Source organism: Massilia sp. FBCC-B171 (assembly GCF_059134155.1).
Map to the genome: position 1 here is coordinate 1,967,497 of NZ_CP101443.1, position 17,334 is coordinate 1,984,830.

Below are 17,334 nucleotides of genomic sequence, written 5' to 3' on the forward strand. Positions count from 1 at the left end.
GTCATCTGTCCGTGAGACATTGGCGTCTCACCACCTTCTATCCGTTGGGCTGTTTGTCCAACTGAATCCTGCATGCGCGTTGCGCTCAGGTGACCTCGTTAAGGCAAGCCCCATCTACTAGCGTCGGCTGTTGGTTGACAGCCAGGGTGGGCCACGGGCTTGCAAGCTTCACACTGCAAAACTTCCTGCTCGTCATACTGCCGCTTCGATTATCTTGCCAGTCCTTGGTTTGAGCTCAGCGCCGTCGGGCATCACGCCGTCCTTCAGGTAACGCCAGAGGGCAATGGCCAATCGTCGGGCCACAGCCACGATGCAGACCCGCCGGCCACGCTTGCCCGCCGAAGGGGCGTCGGTGCCGCTGTTGGTTCGTCGCTTGAACCACTGGGCCAGCGCACTGTCGGGCTGGTGGCGCAGCCACATCCAGGCCATCTCGACGAGCAAGGCGCGCACCCGGCGATTGCCCTGCTTGCTGATGCCCTGGTCGACCCGGCGTTGCCCGCTGTCGTACGGTTGAGGTACCAGTCCCACGCAACTGCCGACCTGGCGGGCATTGTCGAACTGGCGCCAGAACAGTTCGAGGACCAGGCGCTGCGCGCCGACCGGGCCGACACCGCGCAGCTTCTGCAGCGTGGCGGCCGAGGACGCCGCAGCGGGGGGTAACAGCCGGGGCAACTGGGCTTCCAGTTCGTGAAATTGCTGGGTCACCAGCGCCAGCCGATCGCATTCCCTCATCAGGCGCTGTCGCAGGCACTGCGGCAGCGCAACGCCGTCATGGCAGATGATTTCGTTGCGTCCGAGCTGTTCGGCAAACTTCGGTCCGACTTCCATCCAGCAGCCGACGGTACGCAGCAACTTCGTGATGCGGTCCCGGTGCTGCGTGATTTCCTTTTGCAACTGGCCGCGGTCGCGTACGAGGTGACGCGTCGCTTCGTCCTCAGCCGCCGGCACCGATACTGCCCGCAGCCGGTCACGCTCGCCGCGCAGCCAGCCGCGCAGGCACGACAGCAGGCGCAACGCGTCGAGTCGGTCGGTCTTGGCGCGCCGGGCGTGGCGTTCCACGGGAATGCTCGCTGGATCGGCGACCACGACTTCGTATCCATGTTTCTGCAAGGCCCGGCAAATCCAGAACCCGTCCTGGCCTGCCTCATACAACACCACGACGCGACAGTCTGGGGGCAAGCCCCATTTCCCTCGTTCTGCTTCGATTAGCCCAATCAATTCGGCTAACCGGTTAGAGGCGCTTGCCTGCTTCGTGTTGTGCACTGAGGGCCGCTCGTGCGCATCGTCCTGCAACGCCACTTTCCAGTTCTTGCACGCAAGTTCGAGCGAGGCTGTCAGCGTCTGGTGGGTGAGCGTAATATCCTGAGTGTGAGCCGGTTGCATGTCGTTCTCCTAAATCTGCGTTTCGAACTCTCAGGTTAGGACTCGATCTGCAAATCGGCTCACTTTTTTTTCATCATAGGATCTACGGGAAAAACAACGCTTACTGGATTGTTGCGAGCGTCTGACGATGCGGCCGGTCGGCATCGATCAGCAGCAACTGCGCACGGGCCGCCTTCAGCGTGGCCACGTCGCGCGCCAGCGGGCGGTCGCGGTTTTCCACGCGCGGGCGCCAGGCATGCTGGCGCACCAGCGCGGGCGAGGCCTCGTAACGCTGCGCACCTGCCGTGGGTGCTTCGTTTGTCGCTGCGGCCGGTGCCGGCTCGCTGTCGGGCGCTGAGCCACTGCTCAGGCGCGTAACGCGCGAGCCGCTTTCGCAGGGCTGGTCGGTCAGGGTCACATGGCCGGCGCCATCGACGCATTTCAATACTTCAGATCCCGCCAGGGCGGCGGGGGCGGCGACTATGGCCGCAAATACCAGGGTCAGCTGAGTGGCCAGGCGTTTCATGGCTACCTCCATCAATACGATGGAGCCATTGTCCCGGCCGAGGCTGCCGCAGTATGTTCGGTGCTACACAGAGCACTAATATTATCAAAAAAACCACGGATGAGCTCGCTCATCCGCCCGCTGCAGGCGCGAACGCCTCAGGGACGCTGGGCGACCAGCTGGATCTCGACCAGGAAACCGAAATGCAGGGCGGGTACCGGCACCACGGCGCGCGCCGGTTTGTGCGCGCCGAACGTGCGCGCGTAGAGGTCGTTGAAGGCCGGCCAGTGTTCGACGCCGGCCAGGTAGACCGTACACTGCACGACGTCATTGAAACTGCATCCCGACGCGCGCAAGACCTTCTCGCATTGGTCGAAAACCGATGCGCACTGGTCTTCGAAGGACGCGTCCGGCGCGACGCTGCCCCGTGCCGGCAGGATGCCGGACACGAAAACCAGGCCGCCCGCCGCCACCGCCTGCGAATAATGCCCGCCAGGCGCGGGCAGCTCATCGGACTGGATCAGCTCCATCAGGCGACCAGTTCGGCGAAGCGCGACAAGTCGACGTTGCCGCCGCTGATCAATATGCCGACGCGCTTGCCGGCGACCGGCACCACGCCGCACAGGGCCGCCGCCGCACCGAGGCAGCCGGTCGGCTCGACCACCATCTTCATGCGTTCGGCGAAGAATTTCATGGTCTCGACCAGCTGCGCGTCGCTGACCGTGACGATGTCGTCGACGCGGCGCTTGATCACCTCGAAATTATGCTCGCCCACATGGGTCACCATGGCGCCGTCGGCGATCGTTTTCGGCACGCCGATGTGGACGATCTCGCCGCGCCGCAGGGATTGCTGGCCGTCGTTGCCGGCTTCCGGCTCGACGCCGATCACCTTGCAGCTTGGTGCCAGGCCGCTGGCCGCCAGCGCGCAGCCGGCCAGCAAACCGCCGCCGCCGAGCGGCACCAGGAGCAGGTCGAGCGGGCCGACTTCCTCGAACAGCTCCTTGGCCGCCGTGCCCTGGCCGCAGATGACGTCGGGATGGTCGTAGGGCGGAATCAGGGTCATGCCGCGTTCATTGGCCAGCCGGCTTGCGATCGCTTCGCGGTTCTCCGTGTAGCGGTCGTAGAACAGCACTTCGCCGCCGTATTCCTTCGTCGCCTGCACCTTCAGGGCAGGGGCGTCCTGCGGCATGATGATGGTGGCGCGAATACCGGCCAGGCGCGCCGACAGGGCGATGGCCTGGGCGTGGTTCCCCGAGGAGAAGGTCAGCACGCCGGCCGCGCGCTGGGCATCGGTGAAACGTGCGATCGCATTGAAGGCGCCGCGGAACTTGAAGGCGCCCATGCGCTGGTAGTTCTCGCATTTGAAAAACAGCGCGGCGCCGGTGCGCGCGTTGGCGGTCGTGGAAGTGAGCACCGGCGTGCGGTGGGCGGCGCCTTCAAGGCGGCTGGCTGCCAGTTCGACGTCGCTGTAGGAGAGAAGTGCGGAATCGTTCATGGTGGTCGGGTAGAAAAGTATTAGCTTGCCAGGGGGAGCGCCAGCTGCACCAGCAGCCCGCCGCCTTCGCGGTTGCGCACCGCGAGTTCGGCGTTGTGACGCGTGACGACGCGCTCGACGATCGCCAGGCCCAGGCCCGCGCCATTGGCCTGGCCGCGCGCCGTGTCCAGGCGCGTGAAGGGTTTCAGGAGCTGGTTGATCTGGTCGTCCGGCACGCCGGGACCATGGTCGGCGATCTCGACGACGGCGCGCCGGCCCTGGGGCGTGCTGCGCACGTGGCAGGCGAAATCGAGCTCGGTGTAGTCCTGGCCGGGCGTGCGCGCATAGCGGCGCGCGTTTTCGACGATGTTGTTGATCACGCGGCGCAGGTCGATCTCGTTGCCGAGGACCTGCACGTCTTCCTCGAGATGGGTCGACACACGCATGCCGGGCAGGCGCCGCGCGTGCTGGGCACAGTCGGCCAACAGGTGCGAAATCTCGACCGGCACGAAGCTCGACGTCTCGGTCGGCTTGGCGTAGTCGAGGAACTGGCCGATGATCGCATCCATCTGCGCGATGTCCGACTGCATGCCTTCGCGTGCGTCGGTCGACAGGCTGGCCATCTCGAGTTCGAGCTGCATGCGCGCCAATGGCGTGCGCAGGTCGTGCGAGATGCCGGCCAGGATCACGGCGCGGTCTTTTTCGACCTGGGCCAGGTCTTCGACCATCTGGTTGAAGCTGCGGTTCGCGACGATGATCTCTTTCGAGCCCTTCTCGGGCAAGGGCGTCGGACGCTCGCCTTTGGCGATGGCACGCGCCGCCGCGGTCAGGCGCGCGAGCGGCCGGTTGATCAGGCTCGAGATGAAGGCCGCACCCAGCAGCGACAGCACGCCCACCACGCCGGCCCAGCCCAGCCACTGGACGCGCGTCAGGCCCGCGATGCGCTCGCGTTCGAGCATCAGCCAGTACTGGTCGTCCTCGATGTTAAAACTGATCCAGAAGCCTGCCATGCCGTTCACGCGGCTGGAAAAGCGGGTCTGGGGGCCGAGCTTTTCGCGCACGGCGGCGGCGATTTCCGGCATCAGGGGGTTGGCCGGGGGCGGGTCGACCTGGTCGGAGTCTTCGAGCGCGAAGATGCGCACGCCTTCGTTCGACACCAGTTCGAACATCAGTTCGCGCCGCAGTTCGGGCGCCGAGTGGGTCAGCGCCGCTTTGGTGAGCGTGACCACCGAGACCACCAGTTCGGCCGTTTGCTGCACCTGGGGGCCACGCTGGAACACGTTGAGCATGCCGATCCAGGAACCCATCGACAGGGTCGTGAGCAGCGAGAGCAGGAAGAAGGTGCGCCAGAACAGGCCGCTCTTGACCCAGCCCATGCGCCTTGACTTGCGCGGTGAAAACGAAGCAAGCACTTAGCGCGGCTGCCCTTCAGGGATGAAGACGTAGCCGAGACCCCAGACGGTCTGGATGTAGAGCGGGCTCGACGGATCGGGTTCGATCAGTTTGCGCAGGCGCGAAATCTGGACGTCGAGCGAGCGGTCGAAGACCTCGTATTCGCGGCCGCGGGCCAGTTCCATCAGCTTTTCGCGGGACAGCGGCTGGCGCGCATGGCGGGCGAACACCTTCAGCACCGAGAATTCGCCGGTCGTCAGGGGCACGGTCTCGCCATTCTTCTTGAGCGTGCGCGTGCCGAGGTCGAGCACGAACTGGCCGAATTCGAAGGACTGCGGCGTCTCCGACGGCGCGCCCGGGATTTCGTCCGGACCCTTGCGGCGCAGGACGGCGCCGATACGGGCCACCAGTTCGCGCGGATTGAAGGGTTTCGGCAGGTAGTCGTCGGCGCCCATCTCGAGGCCGACGATGCGGTCGACGTCTTCGCCTTTGGCCGTGAGCATGATGATCGGGGTCTGGTCGCCGGCGCCGCGCAAACGGCGGCAGATCGACAGGCCGTCTTCGCCGGGCAGCATCAGGTCGAGCACCAGCAGGTCGTAGCGCTCGCGCAGCCACAGCTTGTTCATGGCCGGCGCGCTTTCTGCCGTGACGACCTGGAAGCCCTGTTCGGTGAGGTAGCGGCGCAGCAGGTCGCGCAGGCGCACGTCGTCGTCGACGACCATGATCTTGGCGCTGTGCGTGGCGTTGGCGGTGGTGTTAGTTGCGTTGGAAGCAGAATTCATATGCCGTTAGTTTGTCAGATTCATATCGCTATGGTAACTTCTCTTCGCTTTGCATTCAGCATTACAGACAAGTCATTACATTGTGTTACAAACTTTACCCAATTAGCCTTATACCCCCGAGCACTTCCCCATACACTGGGAACCAATGAAACACAGCTTATCCGTTTATCCCGCACCACGGAAGAGGAACACCATGACAAACGCGCTCGACAATACCAATGCAGCAGCCCAGGCCCAGGGCCGGCTCGCCCGCCTGGCGCGCCGTGGTGTGGCGGTGTGCCTGCTCGCCTGTGCCGGCGTTGGCGCGGCCCACGCACAATACCATGGCCGCCGCGACGATGCCCAACTGACGCCGCCACCGTCCGCCCGTGCCGACCGCCTGCCGCCCCCGCAGATCGAACAGCCGCGCGAGCAGCAGCGTTATTACGATCAACAGCGCGAGCAGCAGCGTGCCTACGAGGAACAGCGGCGCCAGGCCACCCAGGTGCAAGGCGAGGGAAATCGCGAAGGCCGCCGCGGCGGGCGCCTGACGCCTGACGAACGGCGCGACCTGCGCCGCCAGATCAACGAGGCGGGCGCCGACATCTATCCAAACGCGCAGCGGCGCTAGAGCGCTGACGCATTGGACACAAAGCCAGGCTGGTCCCGGCTTTTTTAATGTCTGAAGTGACAAGCTTGCCTTGATCGTCGTCATTTTTAGTGACGATCCGCGGCTATTATTGTCAATTGTCATTTATTTATGTGAAACAACATGGTAGGCTGATACGGTGCGATCCTTGCGTTTTGATAAGGGTCCAGTCCATACCCTGGAGTGTGAACGTGTCCGAACCTGCTGTTGCCCTACCTGCCGCGCCAGGCGCCCGTTTCGATTCGACCGGCCCCGAGCATTGCATCCAGCGCCGGCCGGACGGCATCTATGCGGATCCGGCCGTGCTCGGCACCACCGTGCTGGCCGCCATCGACAGCATCCTGCGCTCAGGCAGCATCCTTGCCGGCATCGACTATCCAGTCCTGATCAAAGCCATCTACGGCAGCGGCCCGGCCCTGCCGCATGGCCCCGACGGCCAGCCGCTGGTGCGCCTGGCGCGCGACATCGTTCCCTTCAACGTCCAGCGCCGCAGCCTCTACCGCTCGGTACGCATCACCGGCGGCGAGGCCGAATACTGCTTCGAGCCGGTCTACCTTCCGGGGCCAAACGGCGAGGGAGATATCCCGACGCGCCTCGACCTCGACGAATTCGTGGCCGACATGTGGATCAAGGGCATCCGTTTCGGGATCGACCTGGCCAGCGTGCAGGCGGGGATCGCCAATCCGAGCATCGGCCGCAGCGTGGTGGCGCGCCGGCTCGAGCCGGTAGCCGGCATCGATGCCACGGTCGTGGAGGTATCGGACGACATCCACCGCAGCGACGCGCCGCGCCAGCTGTCGAACGGCAAGCTCGACCTGATGTCCTTCCAGAACCGCTTTCCGCAGGTGCAGGGCGGCACCAAACTGCTGCAAAAACTGCCGAGCAAGGTTGGCCAGCCGGGCTTCGAGCTGTCGGGCATCCGCATCGAGCCCGCCGCGCCGGCCGACCTCGATTTTTTGCGCTTTGCCGGTGAAGGCACCAGCGTCGAGAAAAGCGCCGGCGGCGAATACCTGCTGGCCGCGCGCGCAGGCTTCCTGAACGTCGACCCGAAGACCCACCAGATCGCCGTCGGCAACAAGATCGTCAGCCGCGACGGCGTCAGCGCCCGGACCACCGGCAACCTGCATCTGACCGGCGACTACGAGGAATTCGGCGAGGTGCAGGAAAAGCGGGTCGTCGAAGGCAACGGCATCACCGTGCACGGCAACGTGTACGGCGAGATCCTCTCGCGCGGCGGCATGGTGCGCCTGCGCGCCAACCTGGTCGGCGGCAGCGTCCACAACAAGCTGGGCGACGTCCAGGTCGACGGCGTGACGGCCAACGCCATCGTGCAGGCCACGTCCGGCACCGTGACGCTGCAGCGCGCCGAGAACAGCGTTATCTCCGGCACACGCGTGCGCATCGAGCAGGCACTTAATTGCGAGATCATCGCCGACGAGGTCTCGATCGGCAGCGCCGAAGGCTGCGCGGTCGCCGCGCGCCGCATCACGATCGACAGCAGCGCGCCCTGGCACGACAGCGAGATGCTGGTGTACGCGCTGGCGGCCGACTGCGGACGGATCGACGAGGTGCTGGTGCAGATCGGCGCGCGCCTGGCCCAGTTCGACGCCGCCATCAACGGCCACAAGACCGAGCAGGCCTATTTATGCGCCCAACCTGCCGTGCGCAAATACCTCGACGTCGCCGGGCGCGTGCGCAGCGGAGAAATGGTCCTGACGCCGGCCCAGGGAACGCAATTCAAGCTGATGGGGCAGGCCGTTTCCGCCGACCTCACGCGCATCGGCGAGCTGTCGAACGCGCGCAAGGCGGCCGAGAAGGAAAGGGCAGAAGGGCAGGCCATGTTGGACCGTTTCAGCGCCCAGCGCAGCGAGCGCGCCGCCGGCACCGAACTGACGCTGCGCCAGATCAAGGGCGACACGCAAATACGCCTGCTCCCCTTCGACCCGGACGGCCCCTGCTTCTACGACCTGGCCGCGCGCGAAATCAAGGCCAACCTGCGCGGCAACGGCGGCACCAGGCTGCATGCGGCCGCCAGCGGCAGCTATGCCTTCCAGGGCAGCGCCATCGCGCCACCCGCCTGATCCAGTAATAATGGTGTAAGGAAATATTGACTGCACTCAACGAGTGCAGGAGGGCAAAAGCCTAGCATGGTGGCTGTTACCGAAAGGACCCATCATGCACAAGGACACAACGGCTTTCTGCCCGCCAGCGCATCGCTTCCTCAGCTTCAAGCTCGGCGGCCTCGAATACGGGCTCGATTTCAGCAAGGTGCAGGAGCTGCGCATCCTCAAGTCGCTCGAACGCTTCTCGTCCGACGGCGCCATCGTCCAGGGCGTGGCCGTCTCGCGCGGCGTCATCATGCCCATCGTCGACATGCGCGGCGGCATCGTAGGCCACCCGGTCGCCACCACGCCCACCACGGACGTCATCATCCTTAAACTGTCGACCTGCGTGATGGGGATGGTGGTCGATGGCGTCACCGACGTGGTGGGCCTGACGCCTGAACAGATCTCGCCGATTCCGGGGGCGGACGGCGGGGCGATCGACTACCTGATCGGGCTCGGCGTGACCGAGGGCCGCAGGCTGATCCTGGTGGATATCGACCGCCTGATGTCGATCGATAAAAAAACGAGCACGCGCCAGGTGGCGTAACTGTCTTGATTGTCCCGCGACCCTCATCGCAGGGAGGTAGGGTGGGCGGGTCTCCCGCCCACGCGTTCAACGCACGTACGATTCGTCGCGGGGCATCATCGGCCGCTGGAACCGACAGCGTCAAATCGGCCTTACGCGGCCAGCCCTTCGATCTGCTCCTGCAACTCCAGCCACTCATTCTCCAGCGTCGCCAGGTCGCGCACGCAGAAGGCCTGGTCCGCGACCAGGGTCTTGAGGGTATCCTTCTTGTCGGCGTCGTAGATCGTCGGATCGAGCAAACGCGCGTCGATGTCGGCCTTCTTCGCATTGAGCTTGGCCATCTGCTCGTCGACCCGCTTGAGGCGGTTCTCCAGAGGCTTCTTCAGGGCCGCGACGCGCTGGCGTTCTTCGGCGCCGAGGCGCTTCTGTTCCTTGCGCTCGGCCGGCGGCACCGGAGGCGCGGCTACCACGGGCGCGGCGACCGGGGCTGCGGCGGCAGCTGCTTTCGGCAGCGGCAGCAGGTCGGTGCCCTTGCCAAGCTTGGTCTTGAACAGCCAGTCCTTGTAGTCGTCCAGGTCGCCGTCGAAAGGCTGCAGGCGGCCATTGGCGACGATGATGAATTCGTCGGTCGTGGCGCGCAGCAGGTGGCGATCGTGGGAGACGACAACCAGCGTGCCTTCGAACTGCGCCAGCGCCATCGTCAGCGCCTCGCGCGTTTCCAGATCCAGGTGGTTGGTCGGTTCATCGAGCAGCAGCAGGTTCGGACGCTGCCAGACGATCAGGGCCAGCGCCAGGCGCGCCTTTTCGCCGCCCGAGAAGGGACGGATCGGGCTGGTGACCATTGTGCCCGGGAAGTTGAAGCCGCCCAGGAAGTTACGCAGTTCCTGCTCGCGCACGGTCGGCGCGATCTTCGCGAGGTGCCACAGGGGCGACTCGTCGTGGCGCAGCATCTCGACCTGGTGCTGGGCGAAATAACCGATCGACAGGCCCTTGCCCAGCGTCGATTCGCCGGTCAGGGGCGCCAGTTCGCCGGCAATCGTCTTGATCAGCGTCGATTTGCCGGCGCCGTTCACGCCCAGCAGGCCGATCCGCTGGCCGATCGTCAGCGAGAAGGTGATGTCGTTGACGATGGTCTTGGCGCCGACCTTGTCGCCATGGCCGTCCAGCAGCGGGTAGCCGGCGTCGACCTTGTCCATTACCAGCAGCGGATTTGGCGCTGCCAGCGGCTCGCGGAATTCGAAGGAGAATTCGGCGGCGGCGCGCAGCGGCGCCAGTTCTTCCATCTTGGCCAGCTGCTTCATGCGGCTCTGGGCCTGGCGCGCCTTACTGGCCTTCGCCTTGAAGCGGTCGATGAAGGACTCGAGGTGGGCACGCGCGCGCTGCTGCTTTTCCATCGCGCTGGCGGCCAAAATCATGGCGGCGGCGCGCTGGCGCTCGAAGGACGAGTAGTTGCCCGAATAGCGTTTCAGTTTGCGCTCGTCGATGTGCACGACGACGTTGACGATCTCGTCCAGGAAGTCGCGATCGTGGGAGATGATGACCAGGGTGCCCGGATAGCGCTTGAGCCAGTCTTCCAGCCAGATGATCGCATCTAAATCTAAGTGGTTCGTCGGTTCATCGAGCAGCAGCAGGTCGGAAGGACACATCAGCGCCTGCGCCAGGTTCAGGCGCATGCGCCAACCGCCCGAGAAGCTTGCCACCGGCTGCTGCATCTGGTCGAGCGTGAAGCCCAGGCCCAGCAGCAGCTGTTCGCCGCGCGACTGCACCGTGTAGGCGTCGGCATCCATTAGCGCGCCGTGGACGTTGCCCATCGCGATGCCGTTTTCTTCCGTGTGTTCGGCCGCTTCCAGCACGTCGAGTTCGGCCTGCAGGCGGCGCAGCGTGACGTCGCCGTCGATCGCGTATTCGAGGGCAGGGCGGTCGAGCGCCGGCGTCTCCTGCGCCACGTAAGCCATGCGCCATTTGGCGGGGAAGTCGATCTCGCCCTGGTCTGCATGCAATTCATTGCGGAGCATGGCAAACAGGCTGGATTTGCCGGCGCCGTTCGCGCCGATGAGGCCGATCTTGTCGCCGGGGTTCAGGGTCAGGTCGGCGTTTTCCAGCAGCGGCTTTATGCCGCGCATCAGGCTGACGTTCAGGAAGCGGATCATTCGTGCGTCTTTACTTTATAAATCTTGTTGATTATGCGTTTTGCAGTTGCTCGGCGGTGAGCAGGAACACCGCCTCGTCGCCGGCGCTCGTGGTAAGCCAGGTCAGGCCCAGGTGGCCGAAAGCAGCTTCCGCGTACTCGGCCTCGTTGCCGATTTCGACGACCAGGATGCCTTCCGGCGTCAGGCGCTCGGCGGCGCCGGCGACGATCTTGCGCACCAGGTCCATGCCATCCTCGCCGCCGTGCAGGGCGATTTGCGGCTCGCGCAGGTATTCCGGCGGCAGCTTCGCCATCGAATCGGCGTTCACATACGGCGGATTGGTGACGATCAGGTCGTACTTCTTGAACGGGACGTTCTCGTACAGGTCGGACTCGATCGGATTGACGCGCCCTTCCAGTTTGTAGTCGCGGATATTGCGTTCGGCGACAGCCAGCGCATCCTTCGAGATGTCCACTGCGTCGACCACCGCGTTCTGGTAGACGTCGGCCATCATGATCGCCAGGCACCCGGATCCCGTGCACAGCTCGAGCACGTTTTCGACTTCATACGGATTGGTCACCCACGGGCTGAAGAAGTTCGGAATCAATTCGGCGATGAAGGAGCGGGGCACCAGCACGCGCTCGTCGACATAGAAGGCATAGGTGCCGAGCCAGGCTTCGTTCGTGATGTAGGCAGCCGGAATACGCTCGACGGTGCGGCGCTCGATGACCGACAGCACTTGCAGCACTTCTTCCGGCAGCAGCTTCGCATCCAGGAAAGGATCGAGCCGGTCGAGCGGCAGCTTCAGGGTATGCAGGACCAGGTAGGCCGCTTCGTCGAAGGCTTCGGCGCTGCCGTGGCCGAAGAACAGCTTGGCCGCATTGAAGCGGGTAACGGCATAGCGCAGCAGGTCGCGCGGGGTGCTGAAAGGTGTAGTGGTCATGGCGGTTTCTCGCGGTCTGGGTGTCTGGATCGGTTCAAGCGGCCAGCAGGTTTTCCAGCGTGCGGCGGTAGATGTTCTTCAGTGGATCGATGAAGCGCAGCTCGACGTGTTCGTCGATTTTATGAATGCTGGCGTTTGGTGGGCCGAATTCTATCACCTGAGGGCAGATGCGGGCGATGAAGCGCCCATCCGAGGTCCCGCCGGTGGTCGACAATTCGGCCGCCACGCCCGTTTCCTGCTTGATCGCGCTGCAGACAGCGTCCGACAGCGTGCCTTTGGGCGTGAGGAAGGGCAGGCCGGACAGCGTCCACTCCAGTTCGTACTCGAGGCCGTGATGGTCGAGGATGGCATGCACGCGCGCTTCCAGCCCCTCGGCCGTGCTCGCGGTCGAAAAGCGGAAGTTGAACTCCAGCGTCATCTGGCCGGGAATGACGTTGTTGGCGCCGGCGCCGGCATGGATGTTCGACACCTGCCAGGAGGTGGGCGCATAGTATTCGTTGCCCTCGTCCCAGACCTCAAGCGCCAGCTCCGCCAGCGCGGGCGCGGCCTGGTGAATCGGATTGCGCGCCAGGTGCGGGTAGGCGATGTGGCCCTGGATGCCCTTGATGACGAGGTGGCCCGAGAGCGAACCGCGCCGTCCGTTCTTGATCATGTCGCCCAGGATGTGGCTTGACGTGGGCTCGCCCACCAGGCAGTAGTCGAGCTTGACGCCGCGCTCTTCCAGCAGCTCGCAGACGACCACGGTGCCGTCGGTCGCCGGGCCTTCTTCGTCGCTCGTGATGAGAAAGGCAATCGAACCGGTGTGGTCGGGGTGGCTTGCCACGAACTCTTCGCAGGCGACTACCATCGCCGCGATCGAGGTCTTCATGTCGGCTGCGCCGCGCCCATACAGCTTACCGTCGCGCACGGTCGGCGCGAAGGGCTCGGAGGTCCACTGGTGCACAGGGCCGGTCGGCACCACGTCGGTGTGGCCGGCGAAGACGAATACCGGAGATTCGGTTCCCTTGCGCGCCCACAGGTTGGTCACGCCATTCGACTCGATGGTCTCGCACACGAAACCGAGGGGCGCGAGCAATTCGGCCAGGCGCCGCTGGCAGCCCTTGTCCTGCGGCGTGATGGAATCGAGCGCGATCAGTTCGGCGGCCAGTTCCTGGGTGCGCGAGGTCTTGATCATGCCGCCCCCATCAGGCGCGCGTAGTTGTCGGGGCTGAAACCCACCGCCAGCGCGCCGTCGCCTTCCAGCACGGGACGCTTGATCACCGAGGTCGTTTCCAGCATCAGCTCCAGCGCCGAGGCTTTGTCCACGACCGCCGCCTTGCGCTCGTCCGGCAGGTTGCGCCAGGTCGTGCCCTTGCGGTTGACCAGCACTTCCCAGTCGATTGTCTCGAGCCAGCGCGCGGCCGTCTCGCGGTCCAGGCCCTGCTTTTTGAAATCGTGGAAGCTGAAGTCGTGTCCGTTCTCAAGCAGCCAGGTGCGGGCCTTCTTGACGGTGTCGCAGTTGGGAATACCGTAGAGCGTCTTATTCATGGGCGTAAATAGTGCTGAGCAAGGGGGCTTGCCGGAAGCGCGGTGGGTCGGGGAGGGCGAGAGGATAGCATAAGCCCATCGCGCCAACAGATGTCGCACACGGCCGTTCCAAATCGAACTGCTGGGCATTCATCCTGTCTTAGTGATAAGGGCCGCGCTGGGCGGCCCTCCCAGACAGGAGGACATCATGAACGCTTTGCGGATCGTACCGGGTGCGCTGGCCGCGCTCGTCTTGCTGGCCGCATCCGGCTGCGCCACGCGGGAGTATTACCACGCGCCCCATGAAATGGCCGAGCTCTATGGGACCTATCCGCTCTCCGATGGCGACACGCTGCGCGTGGAGCGGCGGGGACACCGCACCTGGGCGCAGCTGAACGACACCGAGCCGATGCGGCTGACCGGGGTGGGGCCGCTCGAATTCGTCACCCAGGACCAGTCCCTGCACCTGCGCTTCGAGCCCTACGCGTTCTCGACCGAGGTGGAGGTGCAGCGCTTGCGCCAGCCTAGGTATTGAGGGTGAACTCGGTGAACGAGGCTTCCGGGGGCTCGTCGTTCTTGTTCGACGCGTCCTCGGCGCCCTGGGCCGGCCCGTTATTGAGCAGCCAGAGCAGATTGGTCGCCGAGTCCGCGTTGGCCAGCGCTTCTTCCTGCGTGACGAGGCCTGCCTGCACCAGCGCCAGCAAGGCATACTCGAAGGACTGCGAGCCGGGAGAGAGGCTCTTGTCCATCGCTTCCTTGATGCCGCTGAGTTCACCCTTTTCGATCAGGTCGGCGACGTAGCGGGTATTGAGCATCACTTCCACCGCAGGCTGGCGCGTGCCGCCGGCGGCCGATTTCACCAGGCGCTGCGAGACGATCGCGCGCGTGGCCGAGGCCAGGTCCTGCAGCAGGGCGGGGCGGTTCTCGACCGGGTAGAAGCCGATGATGCGGTTCAGGGCGTTGTAGCTGTTGTTCGCGTGCAGGGTCGCCACGACCAGGTGGCCGGACTGGGCATAGGCCAGCGCCGCGCCCATGGTGGCCTGGTCACGGATTTCGCCGATCAGGATCACGTCGGGCGCCTGGCGCAGGCTGTTGCGCAAGGCCTGGGCGAAGTCGAGCGCGTCGCTGCCGATCTCGCGCTGGTTGACGATCGATTTTTTGTTCTTGAACAGGTATTCGATCGGGTCTTCCAGCGTCAGGATGTGGCCGGTGCGCTGCTCGTTGCGGTAGTCCAGCATCGAAGCGATCGTGGTCGATTTACCGGAGCCGGTGGCGCCGACGATCAGCAGCAGGCCGCGCTTGTCCATGATCAGTTCGGACAGTACCGGCGGCAGGCCGAGTTCGCCCAGCGGCGGAATGGTCGCCGGCACGAAGCGGAACACGGCCGAGACGCTGCCGCGCTGGCGGAAGGCGGACAGGCGGAAGCGCCCCAGGTTGGGCACGGAGATGCCCATGTTCAGTTCGTTGGTGCGGTTCAGTTCATCGCGCTGTTCGGGGGAGGTGATTTCCGAGAGCAGGGAGTCGATGTTGTCGCGGTCGAGCTTGTGCTGGTTGATCGGGATGAGGTTCCCGTTGATCTTGATGTGGACGGGAGAATTGACCGCGAAGAACATGTCCGACGCGTTTTTTTCTTTCATGAGCTGGAACAGGCGGTCCATGGCCATTGGCGGTGTCTCCCGGGTGGTGCGGTATTCGTATGATAGTTGAACGCGTGGGCGGGAGACCCGCCCACCCTACGGGTATGCAATTTACGATACAGGCTGAGCAGGGACGTAGGGTGGGCAAGTTCCTTGCCCACGCGTTCAACCAGCTGAAGCCAAGCCGCGAAAAATTAAATCCCGCGCAGCAGCTCGTTGATGCCCGTCTTCGCACGCGTCTTCGCATCGACCCGCTTGACGATCACTGCACAGTACAGGCTGTACTTGCCGTCCGCCGAAGGCAGGCTGCCCGACACGACCACCGAACCCGAAGGAATGCGGCCATACGTCACTTCACCGGTTTCGCGGTTGTAGATCTTGGTCGACTGGCCGATATACACGCCCATCGAGATCACCGAGTTTTCCTCGACGATCACGCCTTCGACGATCTCCGAACGCGCGCCGATGAAGCAGTTGTCTTCGATGATGGTCGGATTGGCCTGCATTGGCTCCAACACGCCGCCGATGCCGACGCCGCCCGACAGGTGGACGTTCTTGCCGATCTGGGCGCAGGAGCCGACGGTGGCCCAGGTGTCGACCATCGTGCCTTCATCGACATAGGCGCCGATGTTGACGTAGGACGGCATCAGCACCACGTTCTTGCCGATGAAGGAGCCGCGGCGGGCGACCGCCGGTGGCACCACGCGGAAACCGCCTTTGGCGAAGTCTTCGGCCGTGTAGTCGGCGAACTTGGTCGGCACCTTGTCGTAGAACTGCAGGCTGCCGCCGAGGCCCGCCGCCGAGCCCATTGGGGTATTATTTTCGAGGCGGAACGACAGCAGCACGGCCTTCTTGATCCACTGGTTCACGGTCCACTCGGCGCCTTCTTTCTGCGCCACGCGCAGGGTGCCGGCGTCCAGGCCGGCCAGCACGTGGGCGACGGCCTCGCGCAATTCGGCGGGCGCATTCGAAGGACTGAAGTCAGCGCGCTGTTCCCAGGCGGTGTCGATGATGTTCTGGAGTTGTTGGGTCATGGTTGTGGTCTCGTTTCAGGAAGCGGTATTCGGTGACTTGGTGCCGAGCGACTGGCAGAACTGGACGATGCGATTGGCGGCCTCCAGGCCTTCGTCGACGCCGGCCACCAGTGCCATGCGGATGCGGTTGCGGCCCGGATTGGTCCCGTGCGCATCGCGCGCGAGATAGGATCCTGGCAGTACCGTCACATTATATTCGGCGTAGAGGCGGCCTGCGAAGTCGGTGTCCGACAGGCCTGTCCTGCGTACGTCGGCCCACAGGTAGAAGCCGGCATCGGGCAGCTCGACGTCCATCACCTCGCGCAGCAGCGGCGTGATGAGCTTGAATTTTTCCTTGTACAGGGTGCGGTTGTCCTGCACGTGGGTCTCGTCGTTCCAGGCTGCGATCGAGGCGGTCTGCACCACCGGCGACATCGCGCCGCCGCAGTAGGTGCGATACAGCAGGAATTTCTTGAGCACGGCGGGGTCGCCCGCGACAAACCCGGAACGCATGCCCGGCACGTTCGAGCGCTTCGACAGGCTCGAGAACACGACCAGGTTGGCATAAGGATGGGCACCGCTGCTGCGGCCCAGCTGGTGCGCCGCTTCCAGCGCGCCCAGCGGCGGCGCGGCGCCGGTATAAATCTCGGAATAGCATTCGTCGGCCGCGATCACGAAGCCGTGGCGGTCGGAGAGCGCGAACAGCTCGCGCCAGTCGTCCAGCGTGAGCACGGCGCCGGTCGGGTTCCCCGGCGAGCAGACGTAGAGCAGCTGCACGCGCGCCCAGACGGCCTCCGGCACGGCGCTGTAGTCGGGCGCGAAGTTGCGCGCAGGGTCGGAGTTCACGAAATACGGCGTGGCGCCGGCGAGGTAGGCCGCGCCTTCGTAGATCTGGTAGAAGGGATTCGGGCACAGCACCAGCGGATCCGGCCGGCTGGCGTCGATGGTGGCGTGGGCGATCGCGAACAGCGCTTCGCGCGAACCGTTCACCGGCAGCACCATCGTGGCAGGGTCGATACCGGTCAAGCCATAGCGGCGTTCGATCCAGCCGGCGATGGCCGCGCGCAGCGGCTCGGCGCCGACCGTGCTCGGGTAATTCGACAGGCCGGCCACCGCATGGGTCAGGGCCTTTTCGATGAAGAGCGGCGTCGGATGCTTCGGTTCGCCGATGCCGAGGCTGATCGGCGCCAGCGCGGCATTCGGGGTCACGCCGGCGAACAGTTCGCGCAGCTTTTCGAAAGGATAGGGATGGAGTTTGTCGAGGTTTGGATTCACGGCGGCGGTCTGGTTGGGCGCGATGCGAAAGCGACCATTATAAGCCGATAAATGGCG

Annotated in this window: 17 protein-coding genes; 4 read left to right on the forward strand and 13 right to left on the reverse strand. The window is 64.6% G+C overall.

From position 1 onward, the window contains the following. Nucleotides 1-192: 192 nt before the first annotated feature. From NMB41_RS08925 to ompR, 6 genes are all read right to left on the reverse strand, one after another. On the reverse strand, nucleotides 193-1,383 hold the full coding sequence (locus NMB41_RS08925) for an IS110 family RNA-guided transposase (RefSeq protein WP_494378481.1): 1,191 nt from the start codon (nucleotides 1,381-1,383) through the stop codon (nucleotides 193-195). A 100-nt stretch (nucleotides 1,384-1,483) separates the two neighbouring features. After that, a complete protein-coding gene (locus tag NMB41_RS08930) occupies nucleotides 1,484-1,888 on the reverse strand; it encodes a DUF4124 domain-containing protein (RefSeq protein WP_494382111.1) in 405 nt (134 codons plus the stop codon). Nucleotides 1,889-2,025: 137 nt separating this feature from the next. Then, nucleotides 2,026-2,397, reverse strand: coding sequence for a RidA family protein (locus NMB41_RS08935; RefSeq protein WP_494382112.1), 372 nt, complete (start codon nucleotides 2,395-2,397; stop codon nucleotides 2,026-2,028). After that, nucleotides 2,397-3,362 (reverse strand): threo-3-hydroxy-L-aspartate ammonia-lyase, encoded by a 966-nt coding sequence (locus NMB41_RS08940; protein ID WP_494382113.1) that lies wholly within the window; start codon nucleotides 3,360-3,362, stop codon nucleotides 2,397-2,399. The genes NMB41_RS08935 and NMB41_RS08940 overlap by 1 nt, the downstream gene beginning before the upstream one ends. A 20-nt stretch (nucleotides 3,363-3,382) precedes the next feature. Next, nucleotides 3,383-4,717, reverse strand: a complete 1,335-nt coding sequence (locus NMB41_RS08945) for a sensor histidine kinase (RefSeq protein ID WP_494382114.1) — start codon at nucleotides 4,715-4,717, stop codon at nucleotides 3,383-3,385. Nucleotides 4,718-4,753: 36 nt separating this feature from the next. After that, nucleotides 4,754-5,515, reverse strand: a complete 762-nt coding sequence (gene ompR, locus NMB41_RS08950) for an osmolarity response regulator transcription factor OmpR (RefSeq protein ID WP_494382115.1) — start codon at nucleotides 5,513-5,515, stop codon at nucleotides 4,754-4,756. Nucleotides 5,516-5,708: 193 nt separating this feature from the next. Between ompR and NMB41_RS08955 the strand changes: the two genes are divergently transcribed. The 3 genes from NMB41_RS08955 to NMB41_RS08965 all read left to right on the forward strand — a co-directional run bounded on the left by NMB41_RS08955 (nucleotide 5,709) and on the right by NMB41_RS08965 (nucleotide 8,795). Beyond that, complete coding sequence (locus NMB41_RS08955) at nucleotides 5,709-6,125, forward strand: hypothetical protein (protein WP_494382116.1); 417 nt, start codon at nucleotides 5,709-5,711, stop codon at nucleotides 6,123-6,125. Between the two features lie 209 nt (nucleotides 6,126-6,334). Continuing rightward, a complete protein-coding gene (locus NMB41_RS08960) occupies nucleotides 6,335-8,224 on the forward strand; it encodes a flagellar assembly protein A (protein WP_494382117.1) in 1,890 nt (629 codons plus the stop codon). A 94-nt stretch (nucleotides 8,225-8,318) separates the two neighbouring features. Then, nucleotides 8,319-8,795: a chemotaxis protein CheW gene (locus tag NMB41_RS08965; RefSeq protein ID WP_494382118.1), complete on the forward strand. Its 477-nt coding sequence runs from the start codon at nucleotides 8,319-8,321 to the stop codon at nucleotides 8,793-8,795. 131 nt (nucleotides 8,796-8,926) lie between these two features. On the opposite strand, the gene NMB41_RS08970 is transcribed toward NMB41_RS08965, so the two are convergent. From NMB41_RS08970 to NMB41_RS08985, 4 genes are read right to left on the reverse strand one after another with little or no spacing between them, the layout of a single operon-like run. Continuing rightward, the gene (locus tag NMB41_RS08970; protein WP_494382119.1) at nucleotides 8,927-10,924 is read right to left on the reverse strand and encodes an ATP-binding cassette domain-containing protein; all 1,998 of its coding nucleotides are present in this window, start codon (nucleotides 10,922-10,924) and stop codon (nucleotides 8,927-8,929) included. A 31-nt stretch (nucleotides 10,925-10,955) separates the two neighbouring features. Continuing rightward, nucleotides 10,956-11,846 carry a 50S ribosomal protein L3 N(5)-glutamine methyltransferase gene (prmB, locus tag NMB41_RS08975; protein WP_494382120.1) on the reverse strand — a complete coding sequence of 297 codons (891 nt, stop codon included), beginning with the start codon at nucleotides 11,844-11,846 and terminating at the stop codon, nucleotides 10,956-10,958. 34 nt (nucleotides 11,847-11,880) lie between these two features. Beyond that, entirely contained in the window at nucleotides 11,881-13,020 is a 1,140-nt protein-coding gene (gene dapE, locus NMB41_RS08980; protein WP_494382121.1) for a succinyl-diaminopimelate desuccinylase, read from the reverse strand. Then, on the reverse strand, nucleotides 13,017-13,373 hold the full coding sequence (locus NMB41_RS08985) for an ArsC family reductase (protein ID WP_494382122.1): 357 nt from the start codon (nucleotides 13,371-13,373) through the stop codon (nucleotides 13,017-13,019). Before NMB41_RS08985 ends, dapE begins: the two co-directional genes overlap by 4 nt. Nucleotides 13,374-13,560: 187 nt before the next feature. On the opposite strand from NMB41_RS08985, the gene NMB41_RS08990 reads away from it, so the two are divergent. Then, nucleotides 13,561-13,887 carry a hypothetical protein gene (locus NMB41_RS08990; RefSeq protein ID WP_494382123.1) on the forward strand — a complete coding sequence of 109 codons (327 nt, stop codon included), beginning with the start codon at nucleotides 13,561-13,563 and terminating at the stop codon, nucleotides 13,885-13,887. Here NMB41_RS08990 and NMB41_RS08995 read toward each other — a convergent pair. The 3 genes from NMB41_RS08995 to dapC all read right to left on the reverse strand — a co-directional run bounded on the left by NMB41_RS08995 (nucleotide 13,877) and on the right by dapC (nucleotide 17,277). After that, complete coding sequence (locus tag NMB41_RS08995) at nucleotides 13,877-15,016, reverse strand: PilT/PilU family type 4a pilus ATPase (protein ID WP_494382124.1); 1,140 nt, start codon at nucleotides 15,014-15,016, stop codon at nucleotides 13,877-13,879. The genes NMB41_RS08990 and NMB41_RS08995 overlap by 11 nt on opposite strands. Nucleotides 15,017-15,183: 167 nt before the next feature. Next, nucleotides 15,184-16,023, reverse strand: coding sequence for a 2,3,4,5-tetrahydropyridine-2,6-dicarboxylate N-succinyltransferase (dapD, locus tag NMB41_RS09000; protein ID WP_494382125.1), 840 nt, complete (start codon nucleotides 16,021-16,023; stop codon nucleotides 15,184-15,186). Between the two features lie 15 nt (nucleotides 16,024-16,038). After that, nucleotides 16,039-17,277, reverse strand: a complete 1,239-nt coding sequence (dapC, locus tag NMB41_RS09005; protein WP_494382126.1) for a succinyldiaminopimelate transaminase — start codon at nucleotides 17,275-17,277, stop codon at nucleotides 16,039-16,041. Nucleotides 17,278-17,334 lie beyond the last annotated feature (57 nt).